We start from the raw sequence: 24,077 nt of genomic DNA on the forward strand, positions 1-24,077 counted from the left end.
GATTGTCGGGTGCCCCTGCCAACGTGCGCCCGGGCTCGGAATTAGGCAAACCCCTCAAAAATGGTGCAATGCAGCAAAAAGTGCTTGCAGACCCTGGGAGCAGCCCCTATCATTCGATTCATGTTGCAGCGCAGCAAAGCGGAAACGGCCCACACGGCCCGACCGGCAGCCTTCAACAGACCCTTGTCACCCACCCACCTCAGGAGCCTGAACATGCTGACCGCCGAACAAATCGTTGCCGCCCAGAAAGCCCACCTCGAGACCCTCTTCGGTCTCACCCACAAAGCCTTCGAAGGCGTGGAAAAGCTGGTGGAACTGAACGTGCAGGCCACCAAGGCCGCACTGACCGAATCCGCTTCCAACGCCCAGGCCCTGCTGAGCGTGAAGGACGCCCAGGAACTGCTGTCGCTGCAAGCCAGCCTGATGCAGCCCCTGGCCGAGAAGACCGTGGCCTACAGCCGTCACCTGTACGACATCGCCGCCGGTACCGGCGCCGAGTTCTCCAAGGCCGCTGAAGCCACCGCCGCCGACACCCAGAAGAAGATCCTGGCTGTTGTCGACAACGCCGCCAAGAACGCCCCCGCCGGTTCCGAGACCGCCGTGGCCGTGATGAAGAGCGCCGTGTCCGCCGCCAACAACGCCATGGAATCGGTGCAGAAGGCCGTCAAGCAGGCCACCGAAATGGCCGAGGCCAACTTCAACACCGTGACCGCCACCGCCGTCAACGCCAGCAAGACCGCCGCCCGCAAGCGCTGATCGACCCGCAGATCAGCCGGGCAAACGGGCCGCTGATCGGGGGACTGCCCCGGTCCCGGCCCGTTGATACTTGAATCGTGCTTCATCAACCCCAGTTTCTGGTTGTCTCCTCGGGTCGCTGATGGAAACGGTTTCACGGGACCCCTTCAAAGCCCTCACCCCACGGTGAGGGCTTTTTTTATGCCCCGCAGCCGTGTCAGCGGGGCCGCAGCCGGGCCAGCTGGGCCTGCAGCTGCGGCAGGGCGGCCTTCATGGCGGCGCGACCGGCCTCGATGGAGCGCTTGCGGGCGGCAAAGTCGGCGCTGCCCACGCCCTTGAGGGCCGGCCGCACCACCACGTCGGCGTCGGCCAGCTCGTGGCGGTTGATGCTCTGGCCCATGATGGCGAAGGTCTGCAGCAGCACCTCCAGGCTGCCGTCGGCCCGGTTGCCGTCGGGCGCACTGGAGATGTCGATGGCCAGCACCACCTCGGCGCCCATGTCCCGGGCCTGGCGCACCGGCACCGGCGCCACCAGGCCGCCATCCACATACTCCCGGCCGGCAATCGGCACCGGCGAGAACACCCCCGGCACCGCGCTGGACGCCCGCACCGCCTGCGCGGTGTCGCCGCGCCGGAAGACGATGCCCTGGCCGTTGGACAGGTCGGTGGCCAGCACGCCCAGCGGGATCTGCATCTGCTCGATCAGCTTGCCGTTGACCGCCTTGCGCACATAGCGGCTCAGGGCCTCGCCCCGCAGCATGCCCCGCCCCAGGAACGGCAGGGTCCAGTCGGTCAGGGTGGCCTCTTCCATGGCCAGGGCCGCGCGCTCCAGCTCGGTGGCGTTCATGCCGCTGGCGTACAGGGCGGCCACCAGGCTGCCGGCCGACGTGCCCACCACCAGGTCGGGCCGGATGCCGTTCTGTTCCAGCACCTGGATCACCCCCACGTGGGCGAAGCCCCGGGCCGCACCGCCGCCCAGGGCCAGGCCCAGGCGGGGGGGACGCTGGGCCACCACGGGTGGCTGCACGACGGGATCGACCCCGGGAGGTGCATCGGCGGGCTGACCCACCACCGGCGGCACGGTCACGTCCGGCCGGACCGCCACGCTCGAACAGCCGGCCAGCAGCGCCGCCAGCACGACGGCCAGCCATGAAGCCCTGATGCCCATAAAGTTATTAAGAACAATTCGCGTTTGTGTTAGCATGACCACCATTCTGCCGCAGTGCAGCACCCGTCACTCCCCACCCTGTTCCAACCCAGCGCCCTGCACCCATGAAACTCCGCCTTTCTGCCATCGCCCTGACCCTGGCCGCCAGCGCCGCCCTGCCCGCCCTGGCGCAGGACAAGGTGCTCAACATCTACTCGGCCCGCCACTACCAGACCGACGAGGTGATGTACGACACCTTCACCAAGACCACGGGCATCAAGATCAACCGGGTCGACGCCGACGACGCCGGGATTGTGGCGCGCCTGCGTGCCGAGGGCGCCGCCTCGCCGGCCGACGTGGTGCTGCTGGTGGACGCCGCCCGCATGGCCGCCGCCGATGCCCAGGGCCTGTTCCAGCCCATCAAGTCGGCCAAGCTCGACGCCGCCATTCCGGCCAATCTGCGCGCCGCGCCCACCGCCGACGGCGTGACCTGGACCGGCTTCTCCACCCGCGCCCGCGTCATCGTCTACGACCCGATCCGGGTGAAGGCGGCCGACGTGGCCACCTACGAGCAGCTGGCCGACCCCAAGCTCAAGGGCATGCTCTGCACCCGCTCCGGCTCGCACCCCTACAACCTCTCGCTGTTCTCCACCGTGGTGGAACGCCTGGGTGACCAGAAGGGCGAGGCCTGGCTCAAGGGCCTGGTGGACAACATGGCCCGCGCACCCAAGGGCGGCGACACCGACCAGATCAAGGCCGTGGCCTCCGGCGAGTGCGGCGTGGCGCTGACCAACACCTACTACATGGCCCGCCTGGTGAAGTCGAACAAACCCGAAGACCGCGCCGTGGTCGAGCGGGTGCGGGTGGTGTTCCCCAACCAGGGCACCACCGGCACCCACGTCAACATCGCCGGTGCGGCCGTGGCCAGGCACGCCAAGAACCGCGACGCTGCCGTGCAGTTCATGGAGTACCTGGCCAGCCCGTTCGCCCAGCAGTACTTTGCCGACGGCAACAACGAGTTCGCCGCCGCCAAGGGCGTGAAGGTCGACAACTCGGCGCTCAAGGCCATGGGCGGCGAGAACTTCAAGGCCGAGAACGTGCCGCTGGCGGCCGTGGCCAAGAACATGACCAAGGTGCAGCAGATGCTGGACCGCGTCGGCTTCAAGTGAGTACGCCGGATTGACCCCCACGAAACCCGCCGCTGGCGGGTTTTTTGTAGGCCATAATTGACGTTTACGTCAACGTCAATCCGCGCCCGTCGCGCGGCATCCACCCGAGGAGCACCCCATGGAGATTCAAGGCAAGGTTTTCATCGTCACCGGCGGCGCGTCGGGTCTGGGCGAAGGCACGGCCCGCATGCTGGCCGCGGCCGGCGGCAAGGTCGTGATTGCCGACATGCAGGTCGAGAAGGGCGAAGCCGTGGCCCGCGAGATCGGCGGCGCCTTCGTCAAGTGCGACGTGAGCCAGGAAGCCGACGGCCAGGCCGTGGTGGCCAAGGCCACCTCCATGGGCAAGCTCATGGGCCTCATCAACTGCGCCGGCATCGCACCCGCCGAAAAGACCGTGGGCAAGAACGGCGCCCATTCGCTGGCCGTCTACACCAAGACCATCATGGTCAACCTGGTGGGCAGCTTCAACATGATCCGCCTGGCCGCCGATGCGATGTGCAGGAACGATCCCGAGCCCACCGGCGAGCGTGGCGTGATGATCAGCACCGCCAGCGTGGCCGCCTACGACGGCCAGATCGGCCAGGCCGCTTACGCCGCGTCCAAGGGCGGCGTGGTCGGCATGACCCTGCCGATCGCCCGCGATCTGGCCCGCAACGGCATCCGCAACATGACCATCGCCCCGGGCATCTTCGGCACCCCCATGCTGTTCGGCATGCCGCAGGAAGTGCAGGACGCCCTGGCCGCCAGCGTGCCCTTCCCCAGCCGCCTGGGCACCCCGGCCGACTACGCCAAGCTGGCCAAACACATCATCGAGAACGACATGCTCAATGGCGAGGTGATCCGCCTCGATGGGGCCATCCGCCTGGCCCCGCGCTGAGCTCGGGTGTTGCGGCCGCCGGTTGATGCGGCGGCCCGCCCCATGCAGACTCGGGCGATGACGGCCCGATCAACCCCCTTGCCTTCGCCTGCGCCTGGTCAGCGCCGGGCTGCCGCGGTGGCCCTGCTGGCGACCGCCCTGCTGGCGGCCTGCGCCGGCGGGGTGGCCAGCCCGCCGGTGCGCCCGGCTTCACCCTCTACATCGCCGTCTGCGCCGGTGGCCCCGGCCGCCAGCGCCCCGTCGGCTGCCGCACCGGTCATGCCCGAAGCGGCCTCCGGCTTCACGGCCCGCACCGGCTCCAGCCATGCCCGCCAGGCCGTGGCCGCTGCCCACCCCCTGGCGGCGCAGGCCGGGCTGGACGCCCTGCGCGCAGGCGGCAGCGCGATTGACGCTGCCATCGCGGTGCAGCTGGTGCTGGGGCTGGTGGAACCCCAGTCCAGCGGCATCGGCGGCGGCGCCTTCCTGCTGCATTTCGACGGCCGCCGCGTGGTGGCCTACGACGGCCGCGAGACCGCGCCGGCCGCCGCCTCCGAACAGCTGTTCCTGGACGAGGCCGGCCGGCCCCTGCCCTACCCGCAGGCCGTGACCAGCGGACGTGCCGTGGGCGTGCCGGGCGCGGTGGCCGTGCTGGCCCTGGCCCACCGCGACCACGGCCGCCTGCCCTGGGTGCAGCTGTTCGAGCCCGCCATCCGGCTGGCCCGGGAAGGCTTCGAGGTGGGCCCGCGGCTGCACACCCTGCTGTCGGCCGACCCGGCGCTGCGCCAGGACCCGGTCGCCCGGGCCTACTTCTACCGGCCCGACGGATCGCCCCACCCGGTGGGCCACCGGCTGCGCAACCCCGAATACGCCGAGGTGCTGCGGCAGATCGCCCTGCTGGGGCCGCGTGCCCTGCAGGACGGGCCGGTGGCCCGCGCCATCGTGGCGGCGGTGCAGCGCGCGCCCCTGCCCGGCGCGTTGACCCTGACCGACCTGCGCGACTACCGGCCGCTGCGGCGTGCCCCGCTGTGCCACCGGCATGCGGCCGGCGGACGCGAGCTGCGCGTCTGCGGCTTTCCGCCACCGAGCTCGGGCGGACTGGCCGTGGGCCAGACCCTGGGCCTGCTGGCCCGCACGCCGGCCGCCGTCTGGCCGCTGCAGGACGGGCTGCCCGGTGCCGAGTGGCTGCACTTCTTCAACGAGGCCTCGCGGCTGGCCATGGCCGACCGGGCCCAGTACGTGGCCGACCCCGACTTCGTGCCCGCCCCGGCCGGCCGCTGGGGCAGCCTGCTCGATGCCGACTACCTGGACCAGCGCGCCCGGCTCATCGGCCCGCAGCGGGCGCCCCGGGTGGGTCCGGGCCGGCCGGGCCGGACCACGCTGAGCTGGGCGCCCATGCCCGATCAGCCCGAACGGGGCACCAGCCATGTGAGCGTGGTGGACGCCCGGGGCCGCATGGTGGCCATGACCACCACGGTGGAGGCCGCCTTCGGCAGCCGGCGCATGGTGACCACCGACCCGTCGCGGCCGGGCGGCTTCCTGCTCAACAACCAGCTGACCGATTTCAGCTTCAGCCCGCGCGACGCGCAGGGCCTGCCGGTGGCCAACCGGGTCGAGCCGGGCAAGCGGCCGCGCTCGTCGATGTCGCCCACGCTGGTGTTCGATGCCCGCACGGCCGAACCGCTGATGACCACCGGCAGCGCGGGCGGCCCCTTCATCATTGCCTACACCGCCAAGATGCTGCACGGGGTGCTGCAGTGGGGCCTGCACCCGCAGGCCGCGGCCGACCTGCCCAACTTCGGCACGCTGGGCGGGCCGCTGCTGCTGGAGCCGGACCGCTTTTCCGCCACCACGCTGGACACGCTGCGCCAGCGGGGCCACACGGTGCAGCAGACCGAGCTCACCAGCGGCACGCAGGCGCTGGTGCAGCGCGAGGGCCGCTGGCTGGGCGGTGCCGACCCGCGCCGCGAGGGCGAGGTCCGGGGCGACTGATCAGACGTCGATGGCGGCGGCCGACCCGGCCTGCTTGCGCAGCTCGAACTTCTGGATCTTGCCGGTGCTGGTCTTGGGCAGCTCGCCGAACACCACGGCGCGCGGCACCTTGAAGCCGGCCAGGTGCTGCTTGCAGTGGGCCACGATGTCCTCGGGGCGGGTGGTGGCGCCGGCCTTGAGCTCCACGAAGGCGCACGGGGTCTCGCCCCACTTGGGGTCGGGGCGGGCCACCACGGCAGCGGCCAGCACGTCCGGGTGGCGGTAGAGCACGTCCTCGACCTCGATGGACGAGATGTTCTCGCCGCCGCTGATGATGATGTCCTTGCTGCGGTCCTTGATCTTGAAATAGCCGTCGCCGTACTGCACCGCCAGGTCACCGCTGTGGAACCAGCCGCCGGCAAAGGCTTCCGCCGTGGCCTTGGGGTTCTTCAGGTAACCCTTCATGGCGATGTTGCCCTTGAACATGATCTCGCCCATGGTCTCGCCGTCCTGGGGCACCGGCTGCATCGTCTGCGGGTCGAGCACACGCACGTCGCGCTGCAGGTGGTAACGCACGCCCTGGCGGGCATTGAGGCGGGCGCGTTCGCCGATGTCCAGCGTGTCCCATGCCTCGTGCTTGGCGCACACCGTGGCCGGGCCATACACCTCGGTCAGGCCGTACACATGGGTCAGGTCGAAGCCCATCTGCTCCATGCCTTCGATCATGGAGGCCGGCGGCGCGGCACCCGCCACCATGGCCTTCACGCCGGCCGGCACACCGGCCTTCAGGGCGGCCGGTGCGTTGACCAGCAGGCCGTGCACGATGGGCGCGCCGCAGTAGTGGGTGACGCCGTGCTGGCGCATGGCATCGAAGATGGCCTGGGCCTCGACCCGGCGCAGGCAGACGTTCACGCCGGCCCGGGCCGCCACCGTCCACGGAAAGCACCAGCCGTTGCAATGGAACATGGGCAGGGTCCAGAGGTAGACCGAATGCTTGGGCATGTCCCACTCCAGCACGTTGGAGATGGCGTTGATGGCCGCGCCCCGGTGGTGGTAGACCACGCCCTTGGGGTTGCCTGTGGTGCCGCTGGTGTAGTTCAGGCAGATGGCATCCCACTCGTCACCGGGCAGCTGCCACACGAAGCCGGCATCGCCGCCGGCCAGGAAGGCCTCGTACGTGGTGCTGCCGATGGGGCCGTGGCCGCCGCTGAAGAGCTCGTCCTGCACGTCGATGATGAGCAGCGGCCGGGTCGACTGGCGCAGGGCCAGCGCACGGGCCATGGTGCCGCTGAACTCGGGGTCGACGATGACCACCTTGGCCTCGCCGTGGTCGAGCATGAAGGCGATGGTCTCGGGGTCGAGCCGGGTGTTCAGGGCGTTGAGCACCGCGCCGGCCATGGGCACGCCGAAATGCGCCTCCACCATGGGCGGGGTGTTGGGCAGCATGACGGCCACGGTGTCGTTCTTGCCCACGCCGGCCCGCTGCAGGGCGCTGGCCAGCTGGCGGCAGCGGGCATAGGTCTGACCCCAGGTCTGGCGCAGCGAACCGTGCACGATGGCCAGCCGGTCCGGGTAGACCTCCGCCGTCCGCTCGATGAAGCTCAGGGGCGAGAGCGGCGCGAAGTTGGCCTCGTTGCGCGGCAGGTCCTGGTCGAAGATGCTGGGGGCGGCGGTCGGCTGGGTCACGGTCGGGTCTCCGGATATCGTTGGAACGGCAGGTCGGCCCGCAGGGGCTTGCGCGAGAATACCCCGGTGGCCATTCCTCAAACTTTCATCCAGGAGCTGCTGAACCGGGTCGATGTGGTCGACGTGGTGGGGCGGTACGTCCAGCTGAAGAAGGGTGGCGCCAACCTGATGGGACTGTGCCCGTTCCACGGCGAAAAATCGCCGTCGTTCAGCGTCAGCCCCTCCAAACAGTTCTACCACTGCTTCGGCTGCGGGGCCAACGGCAATGCCATCGGCTTCCTGATGGAGCACGCCGGCATGAGCTTCATCGAGGCGGTGAAGGACCTGGCCCAGCAGGTGGGCCTGCAGGTGCCGCAGGACGAAGCCTCGCCCCAGGACCGTGAACGTGCCGCCCAGGAGCGCCAGAAGCAGGCCACCCTGACCAGTGTGCTGGAGAAGGCCGCCCAGGCCTACCAGAAGGACCTGCGTGGCGCCCAGCGCGCCATCGACTACCTCAAGGGCCGGGGCCTCTCGGGCCAGATCGCCAAGACCTTCGGCCTGGGCTATGCCCCCGAGGGCTGGCGGCACCTGGCCAGCGTGTTCCCGGACTACCAGGAGCCGCTGCTGGTGGAGTCGGGCCTGGTCATCGAACACGCCGACGAGAAGGACGCCAGCGGCCAGGCCAGGCGCTACGACCGCTTCCGCGACCGCATCATGTTCCCCATCCGCAATGTCAAAGGGGAGTGCATCGGTTTCGGCGGACGCGTGCTCGACAAGGGCGAACCCAAGTACCTCAACTCGCCAGAGACCCCGGTGTTCAGCAAGGGGCGCGAGCTCTATGGCCTGTTCGAAGCCCGCACCGCCATCCGCAATGCCGGCTACGCCTTGGTCACCGAGGGCTACATGGACGTGGTGGCCCTGGCCCAGCTGGGGTTTGCCAACGCCGTGGCCACCCTGGGCACGGCCTGCACCGCCGACCATGTGCAGAAGCTGTTCCGCTTCACCGACGCGGTGGTCTTCAGCTTCGACGGCGATGCCGCCGGCCGCCGCGCCGCCCGCAAGGCGCTCGACGCCGCCCTGCCCCTGGCCACCGACCTGCGCAGCGTGAAGTTCCTGTTCCTGCCCACCGAGCACGACCCGGACAGCTTCATCCGCGAGCACGGCACCGAGGCCTTTGCCGCCCGGGTCAAGGACGCGGTGCCGCTGTCGCGCTTTCTGCTGGAGTCGGCCTCGGCCGACTGCGATCTGGCCACCGCCGAAGGCCGCGCCCGCCTGGCCAGCCAGGCCCGGCCGCTGTGGACCGCCCTGCCCGATGGTGCGCTGAAACGCCAGCTGATCGGCGAGATCGCCGACGCGGTGGCGCTGGACAGCCAGGACCTCCTGCAGCTGTGGCAGGCCCCGGTGCGCGGCGCGCCCCGCACCGATGCGCCCCGTTCCCGGGCACCGGCGCGCGACGGCAGCCGCAGCGAAGCCCCGGCCCACCGGCCCAGCAGCCAGGGTTACGGCAGCGCCCCCCGCCCGGCCGCCCGGCGCCTGCCCGGCCAGCGGCGCGGCATTGCCAGCCGGGCCGACCGGGCCGTGGGCCTGCTGCTGGCCAATGCCCATGCCTGGGACACGCTGTCGGCCGACGACCACCACCGCCTGGGCCTGCTGGACGCGCCGCACGGCCCGGTGTTCGCCTGGCTGGAAGGCCAGCTGCACGAGCACGGGCCGCAGCCCTGGGCCGCCCTGCGCGAGGCCCTGCGCGGCCACGAGCACGAGGCCTATGTGTGTGCCCAGGTGGAACAGGCCACCGCCGGCAACGACGCCCAGGCCGAACTGGCCGAGCTGGCCGGGGTGATGCAGCTGCTGCGCCGCGACTTCCTGGAAGCCGAGGCCCGCACCCTGGCCGACCGGGTGGCTGCCGGCGACACCGCCGCGCTGGAGGAATACCGTCGCGTGAATGCACAGCTGCAGGCCCTGGTGGCCGGTGCGCCGGTATAATCCACAGCTTGCACCGCAAGCGCGACAGCAGCACCTCCGGCAACGGCCTGGCCCCCTGAACGGGGCTGCATGGAAGACCCTCCTGGCCAACCGGGCGCCCCACGGGCCCCGGCACTCCCCGCAAGGACTGCACACCAAATGTTCGCCCCACCAGCTTGCAGGCCCGCCCCCGCCGGCTCATGCCGGGTCCGTGGACGGGTCGTGTTCCCAGCCCATTCCTGACGAGTCCGCTCCCGCGGCCCCGCCGGCGTTTGAGGTCCGTGTCTGCCGGTTCCTGTTGACGTTTTTTTGAGGTGTCCATGCCCGCGAAGAAGTCGAGTGCGCCCGTTGTCGCCAGCCCCAAACCTGCCCGCAAGGCCGCTGCTGCGGCAGCCCCGGCGCCAGCGCCGAAGAAAGCATCTGCTGTGACGACGAAACCTCCTGCCAAGGCTGCGGCCAAGGCCGCTCCTGCCAAGACCACCAAGGCCGCCAAGGCCAAGGCCGAGGTCGTGGACGACACCCTGCTGGAAGCAGCGGCAGCACCCGCTGCCAAGAAGAAGCCCGGCCGCCCGGCCAAGGCCGCAGCACCAGCCGCCGACAAGCCGGCCGCCAAGCGCGGTCGCAAGCCCAAGGCGGCGGCCAAGGAAGAGAGCGATCTGGACGATGCCGACCTGAGCGACATCGAGGACGATCTGACCGAAGAGGTGGTCGAGGAAGCCAGCGGCGAGGCGCAGCCCACCGAGAAGGCCAAGCCGCTGCGCATGAAGATCAGCAAGGCCAAGGAGCGCGCGCTGATGAAGGAATTCGGCCTGGACGAGACCGTCCTGTCCGAAGAGGAAGCCCGCAGCCGCCGCGAACGCCTCAAGACCCTGATCAAGCTGGGCAAGACCCGCGGCTACCTGACCCACGGCGAGATCAACGACCACCTGCCCGACAAGCTGGTCGAGGCCGAGACCCTGGAGGTGGTGGTCTCGCTGCTCAACGACATGGGCGTGGCCGTCTATGAACAGACGCCGGACGCCGAAACCCTGCTGCTGAACAACACCGGCCCGACCGCCGCCACCGAGGAAGAAGCCGAAGAAGAAGCCGAAGCCGCCCTGTCCACCGTGGACAGCGAATTCGGCCGCACCACCGACCCGGTACGCATGTACATGCGCGAGATGGGCACGGTGGAGCTGCTGACCCGCGAGGGCGAGATCGAGATTGCCAAGCGCATCGAAGGCGGCCTCAACGACATGATGGCCGCCATCAGCGAGAGCCCGGCCACCATCGCCGAGATCCTCACCATGGCCGAGGAGATCCGCGAAGGCAAGGTCGTCATCTCCACCGTGGTGGACGGCTTTGCCGACGCCGACGAGGCCGACGACTACGTGGCCGAGGAAGACTTCGACGACTACGACGAGGCCGACGACGACGACGGCAAGGGCGGCTCCAAGGCCCTGACCCGCAAGCTCGAGGAACTCAAGCGCGAGGCGCTGGAGCGCTTCGACGCCATGCGCGCCCTGTTCGAGAAGCTGCACAAGATCTACGACAAGGAAGGCTACGGCAGCGCCAGCTACATCAAGACCCAGCAGGCGCTGACCGAGAAGCTGATGACCATCCGCTTCACCGCCAAGGCCATCGAGAAGCTGTGCAGCACGCTGCGCACCCAGGTCGACGAAGTGCGCAAGAAGGAACGCGAACTGCGCCGCATCATCGTGGACAAGTGCGGCATGCCGCAGGAGAAGTTCATTGCCGAGTTCCCGGACAACCTGCTCAACCTCCAGTGGGTGGAGAAGCAGGCCGCGGCCGGCAAGCCCTGGAGCACGGTGCTCGAGCGCAACATCCCGCCGGTGCAGGAGCTGCAGAAGGGCCTGATCGAGATCCAGAACAGCGTGGTCGTGCCGCTGGCCCACCTCAAGGACATCCACAAGCGGATGAACCAGGGCGAGTCCACCTCGCGCGACGCCAAGAAGGAAATGATCGAGGCCAACCTGCGCCTGGTCATCTCGATCGCCAAGAAGTACACCAACCGCGGCCTGCAGTTCCTGGACCTGATCCAGGAAGGCAACATCGGCCTGATGAAGGCGGTGGACAAGTTCGAATACCGCCGCGGCTACAAGTTCTCGACCTACGCCACCTGGTGGATCCGCCAGGCCATCACCCGCTCGATCGCCGACCAGGCGCGCACCATCCGCATCCCGGTGCACATGATCGAGACCATCAACAAGATGAACCGCATCAGCCGCCAGCACCTGCAGGAGTTCGGCTTCGAGCCCGATGCGTCCATCCTGGCCGAGAAGATGGAGATGCCCGAGGACAAGATCCGCAAGATCATGAAGATCGCCAAGGAGCCGATCTCGATGGAAACCCCCATCGGCGACGACGACGATTCGCACCTGGGCGACTTCATCGAGGACCAGGCCAACACCGCCCCCATCGAAGCCGCCATGCAGGCCGGCCTGCGCGAGGTGGTCAAGGAGATCCTCGACAGCCTCACCCCGCGCGAGGCCAAGGTGCTGCGCATGCGCTTCGGCATCGAGATGTCCACCGATCACACGCTGGAAGAAGTGGGCAAGCAGTTCGACGTGACCCGCGAACGCATCCGCCAGATCGAGAGCAAGGCGGTGCGCAAGCTCAAGCACCCCAGCCGCAGCGACAAGCTGCGCAGCTTCATCGACTCGCTCTGATCACCCGGGGGCATGCCCCCCGCAGATCGGACCCAAGGCTGTGCACTGCACAGCTTTTTTTTTGTTCAAAGGGACTCGGTATCCACCTCGGTCCGGGCCTGTTCGCCATACCGGTCACCGCTGACCGCATTCCCGCCGAACAGCGCCTCCAGCCGCTGCAGCTGTCCAGCGTCCAGCCGCACCGAGGCGGCGCCCAGGTTGTCCCGCAGGTGGTCCAGGCGGGCGGTACCGGGAATCGGCAGGATGTCGTTCCCCTGGTGCAGCAACCATGCAATGGCCAGCTGGGCCGGCGTGCAGCCCACTTCACGGGCCAGGGCCTGGTACCCGGTCAGCAAGGCCTGGTTGGCGGTCCAGTGCGCGCCCTGGAAGCGCGGCATGGAACGGCGGATGTCCTTGTCATGGAAGGTGGACGGATCGACCGGCCCGGCCAGAAAGCCCCGGCCCAGCGGGCTGAAGGCCACGAAGGCCACCCCCAGCTCGCGGCAGGCCTGCAGCACCGCGATCTCCGGGTTGCGGGTCCACAGCGAGTACTCGGTCTGAAGGGCCGCAATCGGGTGCACCGCATGGGCCCGCCGCAAGGTGGGGGCCGAGACCTCGCTCAGGCCGATCGCCCGGATCTTGCCGGCCCGCACCAGATCGGCCAGCGCGCCCACGCTGTCTTCGATGGGCACCCGGCGGTCCCAGCGGTGCAGGTAATACAGGTCGATCACATCGGTGCGCAGGCGCTGCAGCGCGGCCTCGCAGGTCGCCCGAAGGGTGTCCGGGCGGCCATCGATCACGCGCACCAGCTGCCCATCGCCCTGGAGGTCCACACCCTGCATGCCGCACTTGCTGGCCAGGGTGAAGCGGCTGCGGTGGGCCGAGAGCACGCGCCCCACCGCCCGCTCGCTGGCACCAAAACCGTACAGCGCGGCGGTGTCGAAGTGGGTCACGCCCAGGTCGAGCGCGGTGAGCAGCAGTCGCTCGACCTCCTCATCGGCAATCGGCGGGCCGTAGGCGTGGCAGATGTTCATGCAGCCCAGGCCGATGGCCGAGACCTGGAAGGGACCGAGGGTGCGTGGTGGCATGGCAAGCGGAACGATCAAGGGGGACGGCCGATTATCGAGCGCCGCTCATCCGGGGAACGAGACCGCTGAGGAAGACCACTCAGTGCCCGTCGCCCACAACATCTCTCCAAACCATGAATCACCTCCTGACCGATCCGGAACTGCGCGGCGGGATCGAAGACAGCGCGGCGCTGCGCCGCGCCATCGACGCCCTGTTCGATGACGAGGCATGGGACCAGGCCCTGCCCCTGACCCTGCAGCTGATGGCCCTGGAACCCCAGGACCCGTCGGCCTCGTACCGGCTGGGTTCGTGCCTGCAGCGCATGGAGCAGTTCGAACCCGCACTGGCCGCATTCACCTTGTGCCTGCTCGCCCAGGGCGACCAGCCCACCCCCGGCCCGCTGCTGCGCACCGGCGAATGCCTGGCCGCCGTCGGCCAGCGTGAACGGGCCCGCGAACTCCTGCATGCCAGCGTGGACGCCGCCCGGTCAGACCCGCAATACGCCCCGCTGCAGGCGCTGGCCCAACAGCAGCTGGACGCCTTGATGCAGGTGCACTGATCGCCGGCACCCCTCCCCCTTTCACCCACTACACCTCAACCTGTCGAGCACCGCCATGAATTCTTGGATCACAAAGCTAACCCATACCGCACCGAAAACTCCTGCCAGCACGCCACCTCCATCGCAAGACGCCTTTCAATCACGGGCCTGCTTTGCCGTCGGCACAGGGCGCCAGGGAACTCCGGACGGGCCGGGATTGCTCGGCGGCGGCGCGGAAGGCACCGAGGGCAACACCGATCAACTGTCAACGCAGGACACGAGGAACGAGACCCTGGTGCACATCACGGGGGCACCAGCGGCACCGGCGGGAGGGGCGGCAGCGGCGGCACTGACGTGGTTGATCAACTTCAGCCAGAACGTGCGCAACCACTGGAACCAGATGTCGCTGAGACAAAAGATCGTCGCGGTCACGACCATGTCGACACTGATCGGCGCGTTCATCGCAGCCGTGGCGGCGCCCAGTGCCTTGTCGGCTGAATTCCACCCGTTCAGCTCATCGCCCTGCAACCCCAACTCCAACGACTGCATCCCCCCCCGACGCAGCATCCGAGCAATCCCACCCGCAACACCGTATTCCTTTGGGTGCAGGATGCGTTCACCGCCTGCCTCAATGCCACCGGGGCGGCTCAGTACGCAGACGACTACCTGAACGACGTCATCAACCGCCTGATGCAGCTTCAAGCCAACGGCAACCTCACCGAGGCCGCAGCGCAGTGCCTGGGCCAGCTGCAGTGCCCGGAGTTCTTCAACCAGACCAGCGGCCCTGTCGCCATCGTCAAGGCGGTGAACGCCAGTTTCCTGTCGCAGATCGGGGCCCTCTGCACGTCGTGAGGGCCGTGCCGGCCTGGCGCCCCTGACCAGCGCCCGCCCTCAGCCCTGCTGCGCCAGCTGCTGCTCCAGCTGGTGCAGCACGCGGTAGCAGTCGAAGACGCGGCCCACGCTGGCGTTGGGTTCGCGGCCTTCGCGGATGGCGGCAAAGAACTCGCGGTCCTGCAGCTCGATGCCGTTCATGCTCACGTCCACCTGGCTGACGTCGATCTTTTCGTCCTTGCCGGTGAACAGGTCGTCGTAGCGGGCGATGTAGGTGGCGGTGTCGCCGATGTAGCGGAAGAAGGTGCCCAGCGGACCGTCGTTGTTGAAGCTCAGGGACAGCGTGCAGAGGGCACCATTGGCGGCCTTGAGCTGGATGCTCATGTCCATGGCGATGCCCAGCGCGGGATGGATCGGCCCCTGCATGGCGTGCGCGGCCACGATGGGGCTGTTGCACTGGTAGGCGAACAGGTCCACCGTGTGCGCGGCGTGGTGCCACAGCAGGTGGTCGGTCCAGCTGCGCGGCTGGCCCAGGGCGTTGGTGTTGGTGCGGCGGAAGAAATAGGTCTGCACATCCATCTGCTGGATGTTGAACTCGCCGCGCTGGATCTTCTGGTGCACGTACTGGTGGCTGGGGTTGAAGCGGCGGGTGTGGCCGCACATGGCCACCAGCCCGGTCTGCTTCTGCAGGTCCACCACCGCCTGCGCGCCGGCCAGGCTGTCGGCCAGCGGAATCTCCACCTGCACATGTTTGCCGGCCTTCAGGCAGGCCACGCTCTGTTCGGCGTGCATCTGGGTGGGCGTGCACAGGATGACGGCATCGAGCTCGGGGATGGCCAGCGACTCCGACAGCTCGGTGGTGACGTGACCGATGCCGTACTTCGCGGCCACTTCACGGGTCTTGTCCAGCTCGCGGCCGATGAGGGAGATCACCTCCACGCCCGCGATGTTCTTGATGCCGTCCAGGTGCTTGATGCCGAAGGCGCCGGCACCGGCCAGCGCCACTTTGATGGTCTTGTCGGTCATGTCAGGTGTTCTCCAGGATCAGGTGGCCCACCGCCGTGTTGCTGGCGGGCACATGGTAGAAGCGGTGCGCCACGCGCGGCGGACGGGCGCCGGGTCCGCCGGCCACGTCGCTCATGGCGCCGCGCGCGATCAGCCACATCACCAGCTCGATGCCTTCGCTGCCGGCCTCGCGCACATAGTCGATGTGGGGCACGGCGGCCAGGCCCTCGGGGTCGGCGATCAGCCGGTCCAGAAAGGCGTTGTCGAACTCGCGGTTGATGAGGCCGGCGCGCGGCCCCTGCAGCTGGTGGCTCATGCCCCCGGTGCCCCAGATCTGCACGTTCAGGTCCTGGTCGAAGCTCTCGATGGCGCGGCGGATGGCCTGGCCCAGCTGGAAGCAGCGGCGGCCGCTGGGCACCGGGTACTGCACCACATTCACCGCAAACGGGATCACCGGGCACGGCCAGGCGCCCTGCACCGGGTCCTGCGGGCCGCACATCAGGGAGAGCGGCACGGTGAGGCCGTGGTCCACGTCCATGCGGTTGACGATGGTGAGGTCGAAGTCCTGCTGGATCACGCTCTGCGCGATGTGCGAGGCCAGCTCGGGGTGCCCCTGCACCACCGGCACCGGGCGCGGGCCCCAGCCCTCGTCGGCCGGCTGGAAGCTGGCTGCCGTGCCGATGGCAAAGGTGGGGATGATGTCCAGGCTGAAGGCGGTGGCGTGGTCGTTGTAGACCAGGAAGATCACGTCGGGCTTCTGGTCCTTGAGCCACTGCTTGCCGAAGTCGTAGCCGGCGAACACCGGCTGCCAGTAGGGTTCGTGGGTCTTGCCCAGGTCGAGTGCGGCGCCGATGGCGGGCACGTGCGAGGTGTAGACCGATGCGGTGATGCGTGCCATGTTCAGGTCCTTCCCCACTTCGGGTCGCGACCGCCATTGATCATCATCTGGCGGTACTCGTCTTCGCTCATGCCGGTCATGGAGCCGGCCATCTGCTGGAAGCTCTTGCCGTCGGTGGCACCGATCTTGGCCAGGAAGTAGATGTTGCCGCCCAGCGCAATGCAGCGGTTGAGGTCGCGGTCGAGCACGGCCTGCTTCTGGTCTTCGGTCATGGCCCATTCGTCGAGGTAGGCGCGTTCGTCCTTCTTGAAACGTTCGCGGTTCTCGGCCTTCATCAGGCTCATGCAGAACTGGTTGAGCCAGTAACCCTTGCGGGACTGGTCGGCATCAAAAATGGTGGTGCCGGGCACCCCCAGGTAGGGCTTGTCCAGGGCCATGTCAGACCTCCTCGGGCCAGTACAGGCGCATCGGGTTGTCCACCAGCAGCTTGCGCTGCAGCTCGGCGGTGGGCGCGATGTGCGGAATGAAATCGACCAGCAGGCCGTCGTCGGGCATGTGGTCCTTGAGGTTGGGGTGCGGCCAGTCGGTGCCCCAGAGCACGCGGTCGGGGAAGGTCTCGACCACCCGGCGGGCAAAGGGCACCACATCGCGGTAGGCAGCCTGCTCGCCGTCGAGCGCTCGGGGCCCCGCGACGGACAGTCGCTCGGGGCAGCTCACCTTGCTCCACACATTGGGGTGCTGCTGCATGAACTTCAGGAACAGCGCGAACTCGGGGCCGTCCACCGGCTTGCTCACGTCGGGCCGGCCCATGTGGTCCACCACCACGGTGGTGGGCAGGGCGGTGAAGAAGTCCCACAGCTCGGGCAGGTCCTGCGCCTCGAAGTAAATCACCACGTGCCAGCCCAGGGCCTTGATGCGGCCGGCGATCTCCATCAGCTCGTCCTTGGGCGTGAAGTCCACCAGCCGCTTGACGAAGTTGAAGCGCACGCCACGCACGCCGGCATCGTGCAGGTCCTGCAGTTCGGTGTCGGTGACCGAGCGGCGCACCGTGGCCACGCCACGCGCGCGGCCGTTGCTGCTGCGGCAGGCATCGACCAGGGCGCGGTTGTCGGCACCGTGGCAGGTGGCCTGCACGATGACGTTGCGGGCAAAACCGAGCTGGTCACGCAGGGCGAACAGCTGGGCCTTGCTGGCGTCGCAGGGCGTGTACTTGCGCTCGGGGGCGTAGGGAAACTCGGCGCCGGGGCCGAACACATGGCAGTGCGCGTCCACGCTGCCGGGCGGCAGGGCAAAACGCGGTCGGCTGGGGCCCTGGTACCAGTCGAGCCAGCCGGGGGTCTTGGTGAAGTCGCCAGTGGTGGGGAGGCTCATGGGGGTTCGTTCGATGGGTCAGTCGATGTATTTCAGGCCGGCCGCAGCCAGGGGCTCGCGCATCTGGTACATGTCCAGGCCCAGGATGCCGCTGGCCAGCTTCGCGCGCTTCTCGCCCTCGAAGCTCTCGCGCTTGCGGGCGGCGGCCAGGGTGTCCATGGCACGGGCGGCGGGCACGCAGACCACGCCGTCGTCGTCGGCCACGATCACGTCACCCGGGGTGACCCACATGCCGGCGCACACCACCGGGATGTTGACCGAGCCCAGCGTGGCCTTGATGGTGCCCTTGCTGCTGATGCACTTGCTCCAGACCGGGAAGTTCATCTCCTGCAGGGTGCGCACGTCGCGCACACCGGCGTCGATGATGAGTGCCCGCGCACCACGCGCCTGGAAGGACGTGGCCAGCAGGTCGCCGAAGTAGCCGTCGGTGCATTCGGCGGTGACGGCCGCCACCACCACGTCGCCGGGGCGGATCTGTTCGGCCACCACATGCATCATCCAGTTGTCGCCGGGGTGCAGCAGCACCGTGACCGCCGTGCCACTGACCTGCGCGCCGGGGTAGATGGGGCGCATGTAGGGCTTGAGCAGGCCCACGCGGCCCATGGCCTCGTGCACGGTGGCACTGCCCAGGGCGGCCAGGCCGTCGGCGGCCTCCTGCGGGGCGCGCTGGATGTTGCGGTAAACGACGCCGAGTTCGTACATGGTGGTTCTCCGGTTCAGTGGCCCTGGGCCTTCAGGCGCGCATCGAGGCGGCTGAACACGCGGCGGGCGTTCTTCTCGTAAATGGCGGCCTTGTCGTCGGCCGACAGGATGGTGCTGGCCTCGATGTAGCGCTTGGTGTCGTCGTAGTAGTGACCGGTGGTGGGGTCGATGCCGCGCACCGCGCCGATCATCTCGGAGGCGAACAGCACGTTCTTCACCGGGATCACGGTGTTGAGCAGGTCGATGCCGGGCTGGTGGTAGACGCAGGTGTCGAAGAACACGTTGTTGAGCACATGCTCGGTGAGCAGGGGTTTCTTCATCTCCTGCGCCAGACCGCGGAAACGACCCCAGTGGTAGGGCACCGCGCCACCGCCGTGGGGAATGAGGAACTTCAGCGTGGGGAAGTCCTTGAACAGGTCGCCCTGGATCAGCTGCATGAAGGCCGTGGTGTCGGCGTTCAGGTAGTGCGCGCCGGTGGTGTGGAAGCAGGCGTTGCAGCTGGTGCTGACATGGATCATGGCCGGCAGGTCGTGCTCCACCATCTTTTCGTAGATGGGGTACCAGTGGCGGTCGGTCAGGGGCGGGCTGGTCCAGTGGCCGCCGGAGGGATCGGGGTTGAGGTTGATGCCCACCGCGCCGTATTCGCGCACGCATTTCTCCAGCTCGGGGATGCAGGTGGCCGGGTCCACGCCCGGGCTCTGCGGCAGCATGGCCACCGGCACGAAGTGCTGCGGGAACAGCTGGCTCACGCGGAAGCACAGCTCGTTGCAGATGGCGGCCCAGGTGCTGGAGACCTGGAAGTCGCCGATGTGGTGGGCCATGAAGCTGGCGCGCGGGCTGAACAGGGTGATGTCGCTGCCGCGCTCCTTCATCAGGCGCAGCTGGTTGGTCTCGATGGACTCGCGCAGCTCGTCGTCGCTGATCTTCAGGTCGGCCGCCTTGGGCATGACGGCCGGGTCCTTGATGCCCGCAATCTGCGCGTTGCGCCAGTTCTCCAGCGCCTTGGGCGCCGTGGTGTAGTGACCGTGGCAGTCGATGATCATGGGAATGTCTCCGAAGGAATGAAGGGGCTCAGGCCGGGTCCATGCCGTGGCGGCGCTTGACCTCGGCGGCGGCCGTGGAATTCAGGTGGTCGATCAGGCCCTGCACGCGCGGCAGGCCGCCGGCGGGCACGGCGGCGCTGAAGGTGGTGACGATGGCCACATCGGCCGGCAGCGTGCCCGCCAGGGTGATGCCGGACACGCCCAACATCTCGCTGAGCTGCTGGAAGCCCAGCGCCACCCGGCCCTGCGCCACCAGGGACGCCACCGGCACGCCCGGCGGCGCCTGCACCGTGCGGGCAGCCAGTTCGTCGGCCAGGCCCCAGCGCGCAAACAGCGCCTGCAGGGCCACGCCGCTGGGGCCGGTGGAATACCCGAGGGTGGGCGCGGCCTGCACCGCGGCGCGCAAGGCCGCTTCGTTGGCCAGGGCCGGCACTGGCTGGCCCTGCGGCACCGCCACGGCCACGGCCGAGCGCACCAGATCGATCCGGCCCGGGGCCAGGTGGCCGGCCGCGATCAGCCGGTCGATGGCGTCGCTGGCCAGCACCACGATGTCGAAGGCTTCGCCGGTGGCCACGCGTCGGGCGGCATCCACGCCACCCACCGACTCGATCTGCACCGCCTGCCCGGACGCAGTCGTCCAGGCGGTGGTGAGTTCGGCCAGCAGGGCGCGCGTGGCCATGGAAGAGATGCCCCGGATGGGTGTGGGATTCATGGTGATGGGACCTTGCGGTGATTGTGTCCAGCCCCCCGTCCCGGGCAAAGCCGAGCCCGGCCCTAGCAGCTAGAACAAAAGCAAATAACTATGATCTGGCCATCATGGATCTGAAGCAGCTCGAATACTTTGTGCGCGTGGCCGAACTCGGCAGCTTCACGCGGGCGGCCATCGCGCTCGACGTGGCCCAGCCCGCGCTCTCGCGCCAGGTGCGGTTGCTGGAAGTGGAGCTGCGCCAGACCCTGCTGGTGCGCAACGGGCGCGGTGCCACGCCCACCGAGGCCGGCAAGCTGCTGCTCGAACACGGGCGCGGCATCCTGCACCAGGTGGAGCGGGCGCGCGAGGAGCTGGGCCGGGTGCGCGGCGCACTCGCCGGGCGGGTCGCCATCGGCCTGCCGCCCAGCCTGGCCAAGGTGCTGGCGGTGCCACTCACCCGCGCTTTCCGCCAGCAGCTGCCGCAGGCCAGCCTGTCCATCAGCGAAGGCCTGTCGGTGACCATGCAGGAATGGCTGCTGACCGGGCGACTGGACATTGCGGTGCTCTACAACGCCCAGCCCCTGCCCGAGCTGGATCTTCACCCCCTGCACGAAGAAACCCTGTGGCTGGTGCAGCCCCGCCCGCCCGGTCTGGCCGAAGACCCGCCGCCGGCCCCGGTGCCGCTGGACGAGGTGGCCCAGATGCCGCTGGTGATTCCCAGCCGGCCCAACGCGGTGCGCATGCTGGTGGAGACCGAGATGGCCGCCATCGGCTGCAAGCCGCAGGTGGCGCTGGAGATCGACGGAGTGCCCGCCATCCTGGAGCTGGTGGCCGACGGTGCGGGCGCTGCCCTGCTCTCGCGCCAGGCGGTGCTGGGATCGATACGGCCTTCGGCCTACCGCTTGCGGCCCACGGTGCCGCCGCTGCGCACCCGGCTGAGCCTGGCCATCAGCCAGCAGCGGCCGGCCACGCTGACGCAGCAGACCACGCTGGAGCTCATCCGCCGCACCATGGCGGAGGTGCTGAGCACGGACTAGACCGGATCGGTCGGTGGGTGCGGACGGGCCGCCAGCAGGCGGTCGGCGTAGTCGGCCCAGGCCGGATTGCTCAGGCCGTCGAAATGACCGGCGCGGGCCTGATCGGCCATCCACTGGTGCTTGTCGGCGATGGCGCTGGCCATGAAGGGCTCGAAGCCGGCCTCGCGCACCGTCTGCGCCACCTCGCGCATTTCTTCGGCGCGGCGCCGGCCGTGCTGGGCCACACGGCTGAAGAAGTAGCTGCCCTGGCGCTGCCAGTCGATGCCGGGAAAGGTCTCCTGCAGGGTGGCGATCATGGCGTCCTCCACGCCGTAGTGGCGGGCGGTGGCGTAGCTCTCCAGCACCAGGGCTTCCAGGCCCTTGATCATCACGCTGCGGCACATCTTGGTGGCCGAGGCCACGCCCAGCCGGTCGCTCGCCACCTGGGCCTGCATGCCCCAGGCCTGCAGCTGCGGCAGCAACGTGGCAGCGTGTGCACCGCCCAGCAGCATGGGCACGCGGATGCCGTAGGGCGGCACCGAGGTCATGACACCGGCCTCCACGTAGCGGCCACCGGCCGCATCGACGGCCGCCGCGGCCTGCTGCTTGGTCCCCGGCGATGCGGAGTTGAGATCGAGGAATACCGTGCCCGGGGCCAGGTGCTGCGCGGCCTCGCGGGCCACCTGCAGCGCGTTGGACGCGGTCACGGCCGAGATGATCAGTCCGGGGCCTTGCGCGCAGAGCCCGGCCATGCCGGCGGCCACCTGCACACCGGCGGCACGGGCCTGGTCGGCCACAGCAGGATCGGCGAACTTCAGGTCCCAGGCGCCGATGTGCCGCACGCCGGCGGCCATGAGGCCGGCGGCGAAGATGCGGCCGACTTCGCCGAAGCCGATCAGGGCGATGCGTTCCATGGGCGTCCCTCCCCCGTCAGCCCACGAACTGCACCAGCCACAGCGTGATGGACGGGAAGGTCAGCAGCAGCGTGGTGCGCAGCACATCGCTGGCCAGGAAGGGCATCACGCCCTTGTAGCTCTCGGCAATGGGCACGTCCTTGGCCATGCCGTTGACCACGTAAACGTTGAGCCCCACGGGCGGAGCCAGCAGGCCGAAGCCCACGGTCATGAGCACCATCACACCGAACCAGATGGCCACCGATTCCGCCGGCATGCCGAAGTCCAGACCCATGATGACCGGGAAGAAGATGGGAATGGTCAGCAGGATCATGGACAGCTCGTCCATGACCGCGCCCAGGATCACATAGAACAGCAGGATGCCGGTCACCACCATCACCGGGGCCACGTCCCAGCCCTTGATGACCTCGGCCAGCTGCGCCGGCACCTGGGTCAGGGCCAGCGAGGAGTTCATGAGGTCGGCGCCGATGAAGATCAGGAAGATCATGGCGCTGCTGGCGGCGGTGGACAGGAAGCAGTGGCGGATCTTGGCCCAGGTGAGCTCGCGCTTGAGCAGGGCCGCGATGAAGGTGGCCGCAGCCCCCACGCCCGCGCCCTCGGTGGGGGTGAACAGGCCGCCATAGATGCCGCCGAACACCAGCAGGAACACGGCCGCGATCGGCAGCACGCCCCACAGGGCTTCGGTGGTCATGCGGGGATGCTCGGTGGCGTGCTCGGGGGCGTGGCCGGGGAACAGCCGCACGTACACGGCAATGGCGATCATGTAGCCCAGCATGGCGATCACGCCCGGGATGGTGGCGGCCGCGAACAGCTTGGCGATGTTCTGCTCGGTCAGGATGGCGTAGATCACCAGCGGCACCGAGGGCGGGATCAAAATGCCCAGCGTGCCGCCGGCCGCCAGCGTGCCGGTGGACAGCCGGCCCGAATAGCCGTGGCGCTTCATCTCGGGCAGGGCCACCTGGGTGATGGTGGCCGCCGTGGCAATGGACGAGCCGCAGATGGCACCGAAGGCCGCGCTGGCCATCACGGCCGCCATGGCCAGACCGCCCTTGAAGCGGGCCATGACCACGCTGGCGAACTGGAACAGCGCCTTGGAGATGCCGCCCTGGGTGGCAAAGTTGCCCATCAGGATGAACAGCGGAATGACCGACAGGTCGTAGCTGGCAAAGCGCGCATAGGCCATGCCGTTGAGGTTGTTGAAGAACGGCGGCAGACCGACCTGGGCGATGTAGCCGAAGCAGCCGGCCACGAACATGGAGATGGCGATCGGCACGCGGATGACCATCAGCGCCAGCATGCAGCCGAAGATCAGGCCGGCCATGGAAATCGAACTCATTGGCCTTGCTCCTGGGTCGGCACGGAAGAGAAGCTCTGCACCAGCGCGATGACGGCGGTCAGGGCCAGCGGCGGCACCATGGCGGTGTAGGCGATCCACTCGGGAAAGCCCAGCATCATGGTGGTGGTCTGGGTGCTGTGGGCGCTGAGTGCGCCGATGCCGGTGCGCCAGGCCAGCAGGCCCATCACCACGCCCAGCACCAGGGCGCCGAAGCGGTCGAGCATCGCGTTCACACCGGCCGGCATGCGGGCGGTGAAGAAGTCCACGATGATGTGCTCGCGCTGGATCTGGCACCAGGGCATGAACAGGGCCACCGCCGCACCGGCCACCACCGCCGTGAGTTCGTAGTCGCCCACCAGGGTCTGGCCGGTGGTGTTGCGGCCGATCAGGCTCAGGCAGGTCACCAGCGTGATGGCGGTCAGCAGCAGGCCGGCCAGCACGGCGCAGACCTGCGCCAGGAATGAGAGCAGCTTCAAGGGTGTCACCCGTTCAAAAAAAAGCCGAGGTCCGGCGCGGGGTCGGCAGGACTTCGGCGGGGCGCGGCAGGGTTGGTGCCGCGCGGTCGCAGCGAGCGCGG

General features: G+C 68.8%; 23 protein-coding genes. 9 read left to right on the top strand and 14 right to left on the bottom strand.

The annotated features are described in order from the left end of the window. Positions 1-213 precede the first annotated feature (213 nt). Positions 214-756, top strand: coding sequence for a phasin family protein (locus tag WD026_RS05480; protein WP_425722621.1), 543 nt, complete (start codon positions 214-216; stop codon positions 754-756). 196 nt (positions 757-952) lie between these two features. Here the strand turns inward: WD026_RS05480 and WD026_RS05485 are convergent, their stop codons facing one another. After that, entirely contained in the window at positions 953-1,903 is a 951-nt protein-coding gene (locus WD026_RS05485; RefSeq protein WP_425722622.1) for a patatin-like phospholipase family protein, read from the bottom strand. A 104-nt stretch (positions 1,904-2,007) separates the two neighbouring features. On the opposite strand from WD026_RS05485, the gene WD026_RS05490 reads away from it, so the two are divergent. From WD026_RS05490 to WD026_RS05500, 3 genes are all read left to right on the top strand, one after another. Further along, positions 2,008-3,051: an extracellular solute-binding protein gene (locus tag WD026_RS05490; RefSeq protein WP_425722623.1), complete on the top strand. Its 1,044-nt coding sequence runs from the start codon at positions 2,008-2,010 to the stop codon at positions 3,049-3,051. 118 nt (positions 3,052-3,169) lie between these two features. After that, positions 3,170-3,928, top strand: coding sequence for a 3-hydroxyacyl-CoA dehydrogenase (locus WD026_RS05495; protein WP_425722624.1), 759 nt, complete (start codon positions 3,170-3,172; stop codon positions 3,926-3,928). A 57-nt stretch (positions 3,929-3,985) separates the two neighbouring features. Then, a complete protein-coding gene (locus tag WD026_RS05500; protein ID WP_425722625.1) occupies positions 3,986-5,896 on the top strand; it encodes a gamma-glutamyltransferase family protein in 1,911 nt (636 codons plus the stop codon). Here WD026_RS05500 and WD026_RS05505 read toward each other — a convergent pair whose 3' ends face one another. After that, positions 5,897-7,561: an acyl-CoA synthetase gene (locus tag WD026_RS05505; protein WP_425722626.1), complete on the bottom strand. Its 1,665-nt coding sequence runs from the start codon at positions 7,559-7,561 to the stop codon at positions 5,897-5,899. It lies immediately after the preceding gene. 66 nt (positions 7,562-7,627) lie between these two features. On the opposite strand from WD026_RS05505, the gene dnaG reads away from it, so the two are divergent. Together dnaG and rpoD are read left to right on the top strand one after the other, a co-directional pair. Beyond that, a complete protein-coding gene (gene dnaG, locus WD026_RS05510; protein WP_425722627.1) occupies positions 7,628-9,523 on the top strand; it encodes a DNA primase in 1,896 nt (631 codons plus the stop codon). Positions 9,524-9,822: 299 nt separating this feature from the next. Beyond that, the gene (gene rpoD / locus WD026_RS05515) at positions 9,823-12,171 is read left to right on the top strand and encodes an RNA polymerase sigma factor RpoD (protein WP_425722628.1); all 2,349 of its coding nucleotides are present in this window, start codon (positions 9,823-9,825) and stop codon (positions 12,169-12,171) included. Positions 12,172-12,236: 65 nt separating this feature from the next. Here rpoD and WD026_RS05520 read toward each other — a convergent pair whose 3' ends face one another. Beyond that, the gene (locus tag WD026_RS05520) at positions 12,237-13,238 is read right to left on the bottom strand and encodes an aldo/keto reductase (protein ID WP_425722629.1); all 1,002 of its coding nucleotides are present in this window, start codon (positions 13,236-13,238) and stop codon (positions 12,237-12,239) included. 113 nt (positions 13,239-13,351) lie between these two features. Between WD026_RS05520 and WD026_RS05525 the strand changes: the two genes are divergently transcribed. After that, positions 13,352-13,777: a hypothetical protein gene (locus WD026_RS05525; RefSeq protein WP_425722630.1), complete on the top strand. Its 426-nt coding sequence runs from the start codon at positions 13,352-13,354 to the stop codon at positions 13,775-13,777. Between the two features lie 237 nt (positions 13,778-14,014). Here the strand turns inward: WD026_RS05525 and WD026_RS05530 are convergent, their stop codons facing one another. Continuing rightward, positions 14,015-14,458, bottom strand: coding sequence for a hypothetical protein (locus tag WD026_RS05530; protein ID WP_425722631.1), 444 nt, complete (start codon positions 14,456-14,458; stop codon positions 14,015-14,017). Between WD026_RS05530 and WD026_RS05535 the strand changes: the two genes are divergently transcribed. Next, entirely contained in the window at positions 14,447-14,608 is a 162-nt protein-coding gene (locus WD026_RS05535) for a hypothetical protein (protein WP_425722632.1), read from the top strand. The two genes, WD026_RS05530 and WD026_RS05535, sit on opposite strands and share 12 nt — an antisense overlap. 39 nt (positions 14,609-14,647) lie before the next feature. Here WD026_RS05535 and WD026_RS05540 read toward each other — a convergent pair whose 3' ends face one another. The 7 genes from WD026_RS05540 to WD026_RS05570 are packed head-to-tail and all read right to left on the bottom strand — an operon-like array spanning position 14,648 to position 20,258. Beyond that, complete coding sequence (locus WD026_RS05540; RefSeq protein ID WP_425722633.1) at positions 14,648-15,613, bottom strand: Gfo/Idh/MocA family oxidoreductase; 966 nt, start codon at positions 15,611-15,613, stop codon at positions 14,648-14,650. A gap of 1 nt (position 15,614) precedes the next feature. Next, on the bottom strand, positions 15,615-16,490 hold the full coding sequence (locus tag WD026_RS05545; RefSeq protein WP_425722634.1) for a class III extradiol dioxygenase subunit beta: 876 nt from the start codon (positions 16,488-16,490) through the stop codon (positions 15,615-15,617). 2 nt (positions 16,491-16,492) lie between these two features. Then, positions 16,493-16,867: a protocatechuate 4,5-dioxygenase subunit alpha gene (gene ligA, locus WD026_RS05550; RefSeq protein ID WP_425722635.1), complete on the bottom strand. Its 375-nt coding sequence runs from the start codon at positions 16,865-16,867 to the stop codon at positions 16,493-16,495. Between the two features lies 1 nt (position 16,868). Further along, positions 16,869-17,801: an amidohydrolase family protein gene (locus WD026_RS05555; protein WP_425722636.1), complete on the bottom strand. Its 933-nt coding sequence runs from the start codon at positions 17,799-17,801 to the stop codon at positions 16,869-16,871. A gap of 18 nt (positions 17,802-17,819) precedes the next feature. Next, positions 17,820-18,503, bottom strand: a complete 684-nt coding sequence (ligK, locus tag WD026_RS05560; protein WP_425722637.1) for a 4-carboxy-4-hydroxy-2-oxoadipate aldolase/oxaloacetate decarboxylase — start codon at positions 18,501-18,503, stop codon at positions 17,820-17,822. Between the two features lie 14 nt (positions 18,504-18,517). Then, on the bottom strand, positions 18,518-19,546 hold the full coding sequence (locus WD026_RS05565) for an amidohydrolase family protein (protein WP_425722638.1): 1,029 nt from the start codon (positions 19,544-19,546) through the stop codon (positions 18,518-18,520). A 28-nt stretch (positions 19,547-19,574) separates the two neighbouring features. Further along, complete coding sequence (locus tag WD026_RS05570; RefSeq protein WP_425722639.1) at positions 19,575-20,258, bottom strand: substrate-binding domain-containing protein; 684 nt, start codon at positions 20,256-20,258, stop codon at positions 19,575-19,577. Between the two features lie 104 nt (positions 20,259-20,362). Between WD026_RS05570 and WD026_RS05575 the strand changes: the two genes are divergently transcribed. Next, positions 20,363-21,271: a LysR substrate-binding domain-containing protein gene (locus WD026_RS05575; protein WP_425722640.1), complete on the top strand. Its 909-nt coding sequence runs from the start codon at positions 20,363-20,365 to the stop codon at positions 21,269-21,271. On the opposite strand, the gene WD026_RS05580 is transcribed toward WD026_RS05575, so the two are convergent. From WD026_RS05580 to WD026_RS05590, 3 genes are read right to left on the bottom strand one after another with little or no spacing between them, the layout of a single operon-like run. Further along, positions 21,268-22,164 carry a DUF1932 domain-containing protein gene (locus tag WD026_RS05580; RefSeq protein ID WP_425722641.1) on the bottom strand — a complete coding sequence of 299 codons (897 nt, stop codon included), beginning with the start codon at positions 22,162-22,164 and terminating at the stop codon, positions 21,268-21,270. The two genes, WD026_RS05575 and WD026_RS05580, sit on opposite strands and share 4 nt — an antisense overlap. Before the next feature lie 16 nt (positions 22,165-22,180). Next, positions 22,181-23,500: a TRAP transporter large permease gene (locus WD026_RS05585; protein WP_425722642.1), complete on the bottom strand. Its 1,320-nt coding sequence runs from the start codon at positions 23,498-23,500 to the stop codon at positions 22,181-22,183. Further along, complete coding sequence (locus WD026_RS05590) at positions 23,497-23,985, bottom strand: TRAP transporter small permease (RefSeq protein WP_425722643.1); 489 nt, start codon at positions 23,983-23,985, stop codon at positions 23,497-23,499. The genes WD026_RS05585 and WD026_RS05590 overlap by 4 nt, the downstream gene beginning before the upstream one ends. Between the last annotated feature and the right edge of the window lie 92 nt (positions 23,986-24,077).

The sequence above is a fragment of the Hydrogenophaga sp. R2 genome, from assembly GCF_049843595.1.
Classification (GTDB): Bacteria; Pseudomonadota; Gammaproteobacteria; order Burkholderiales; family Burkholderiaceae_C; genus Hydrogenophaga.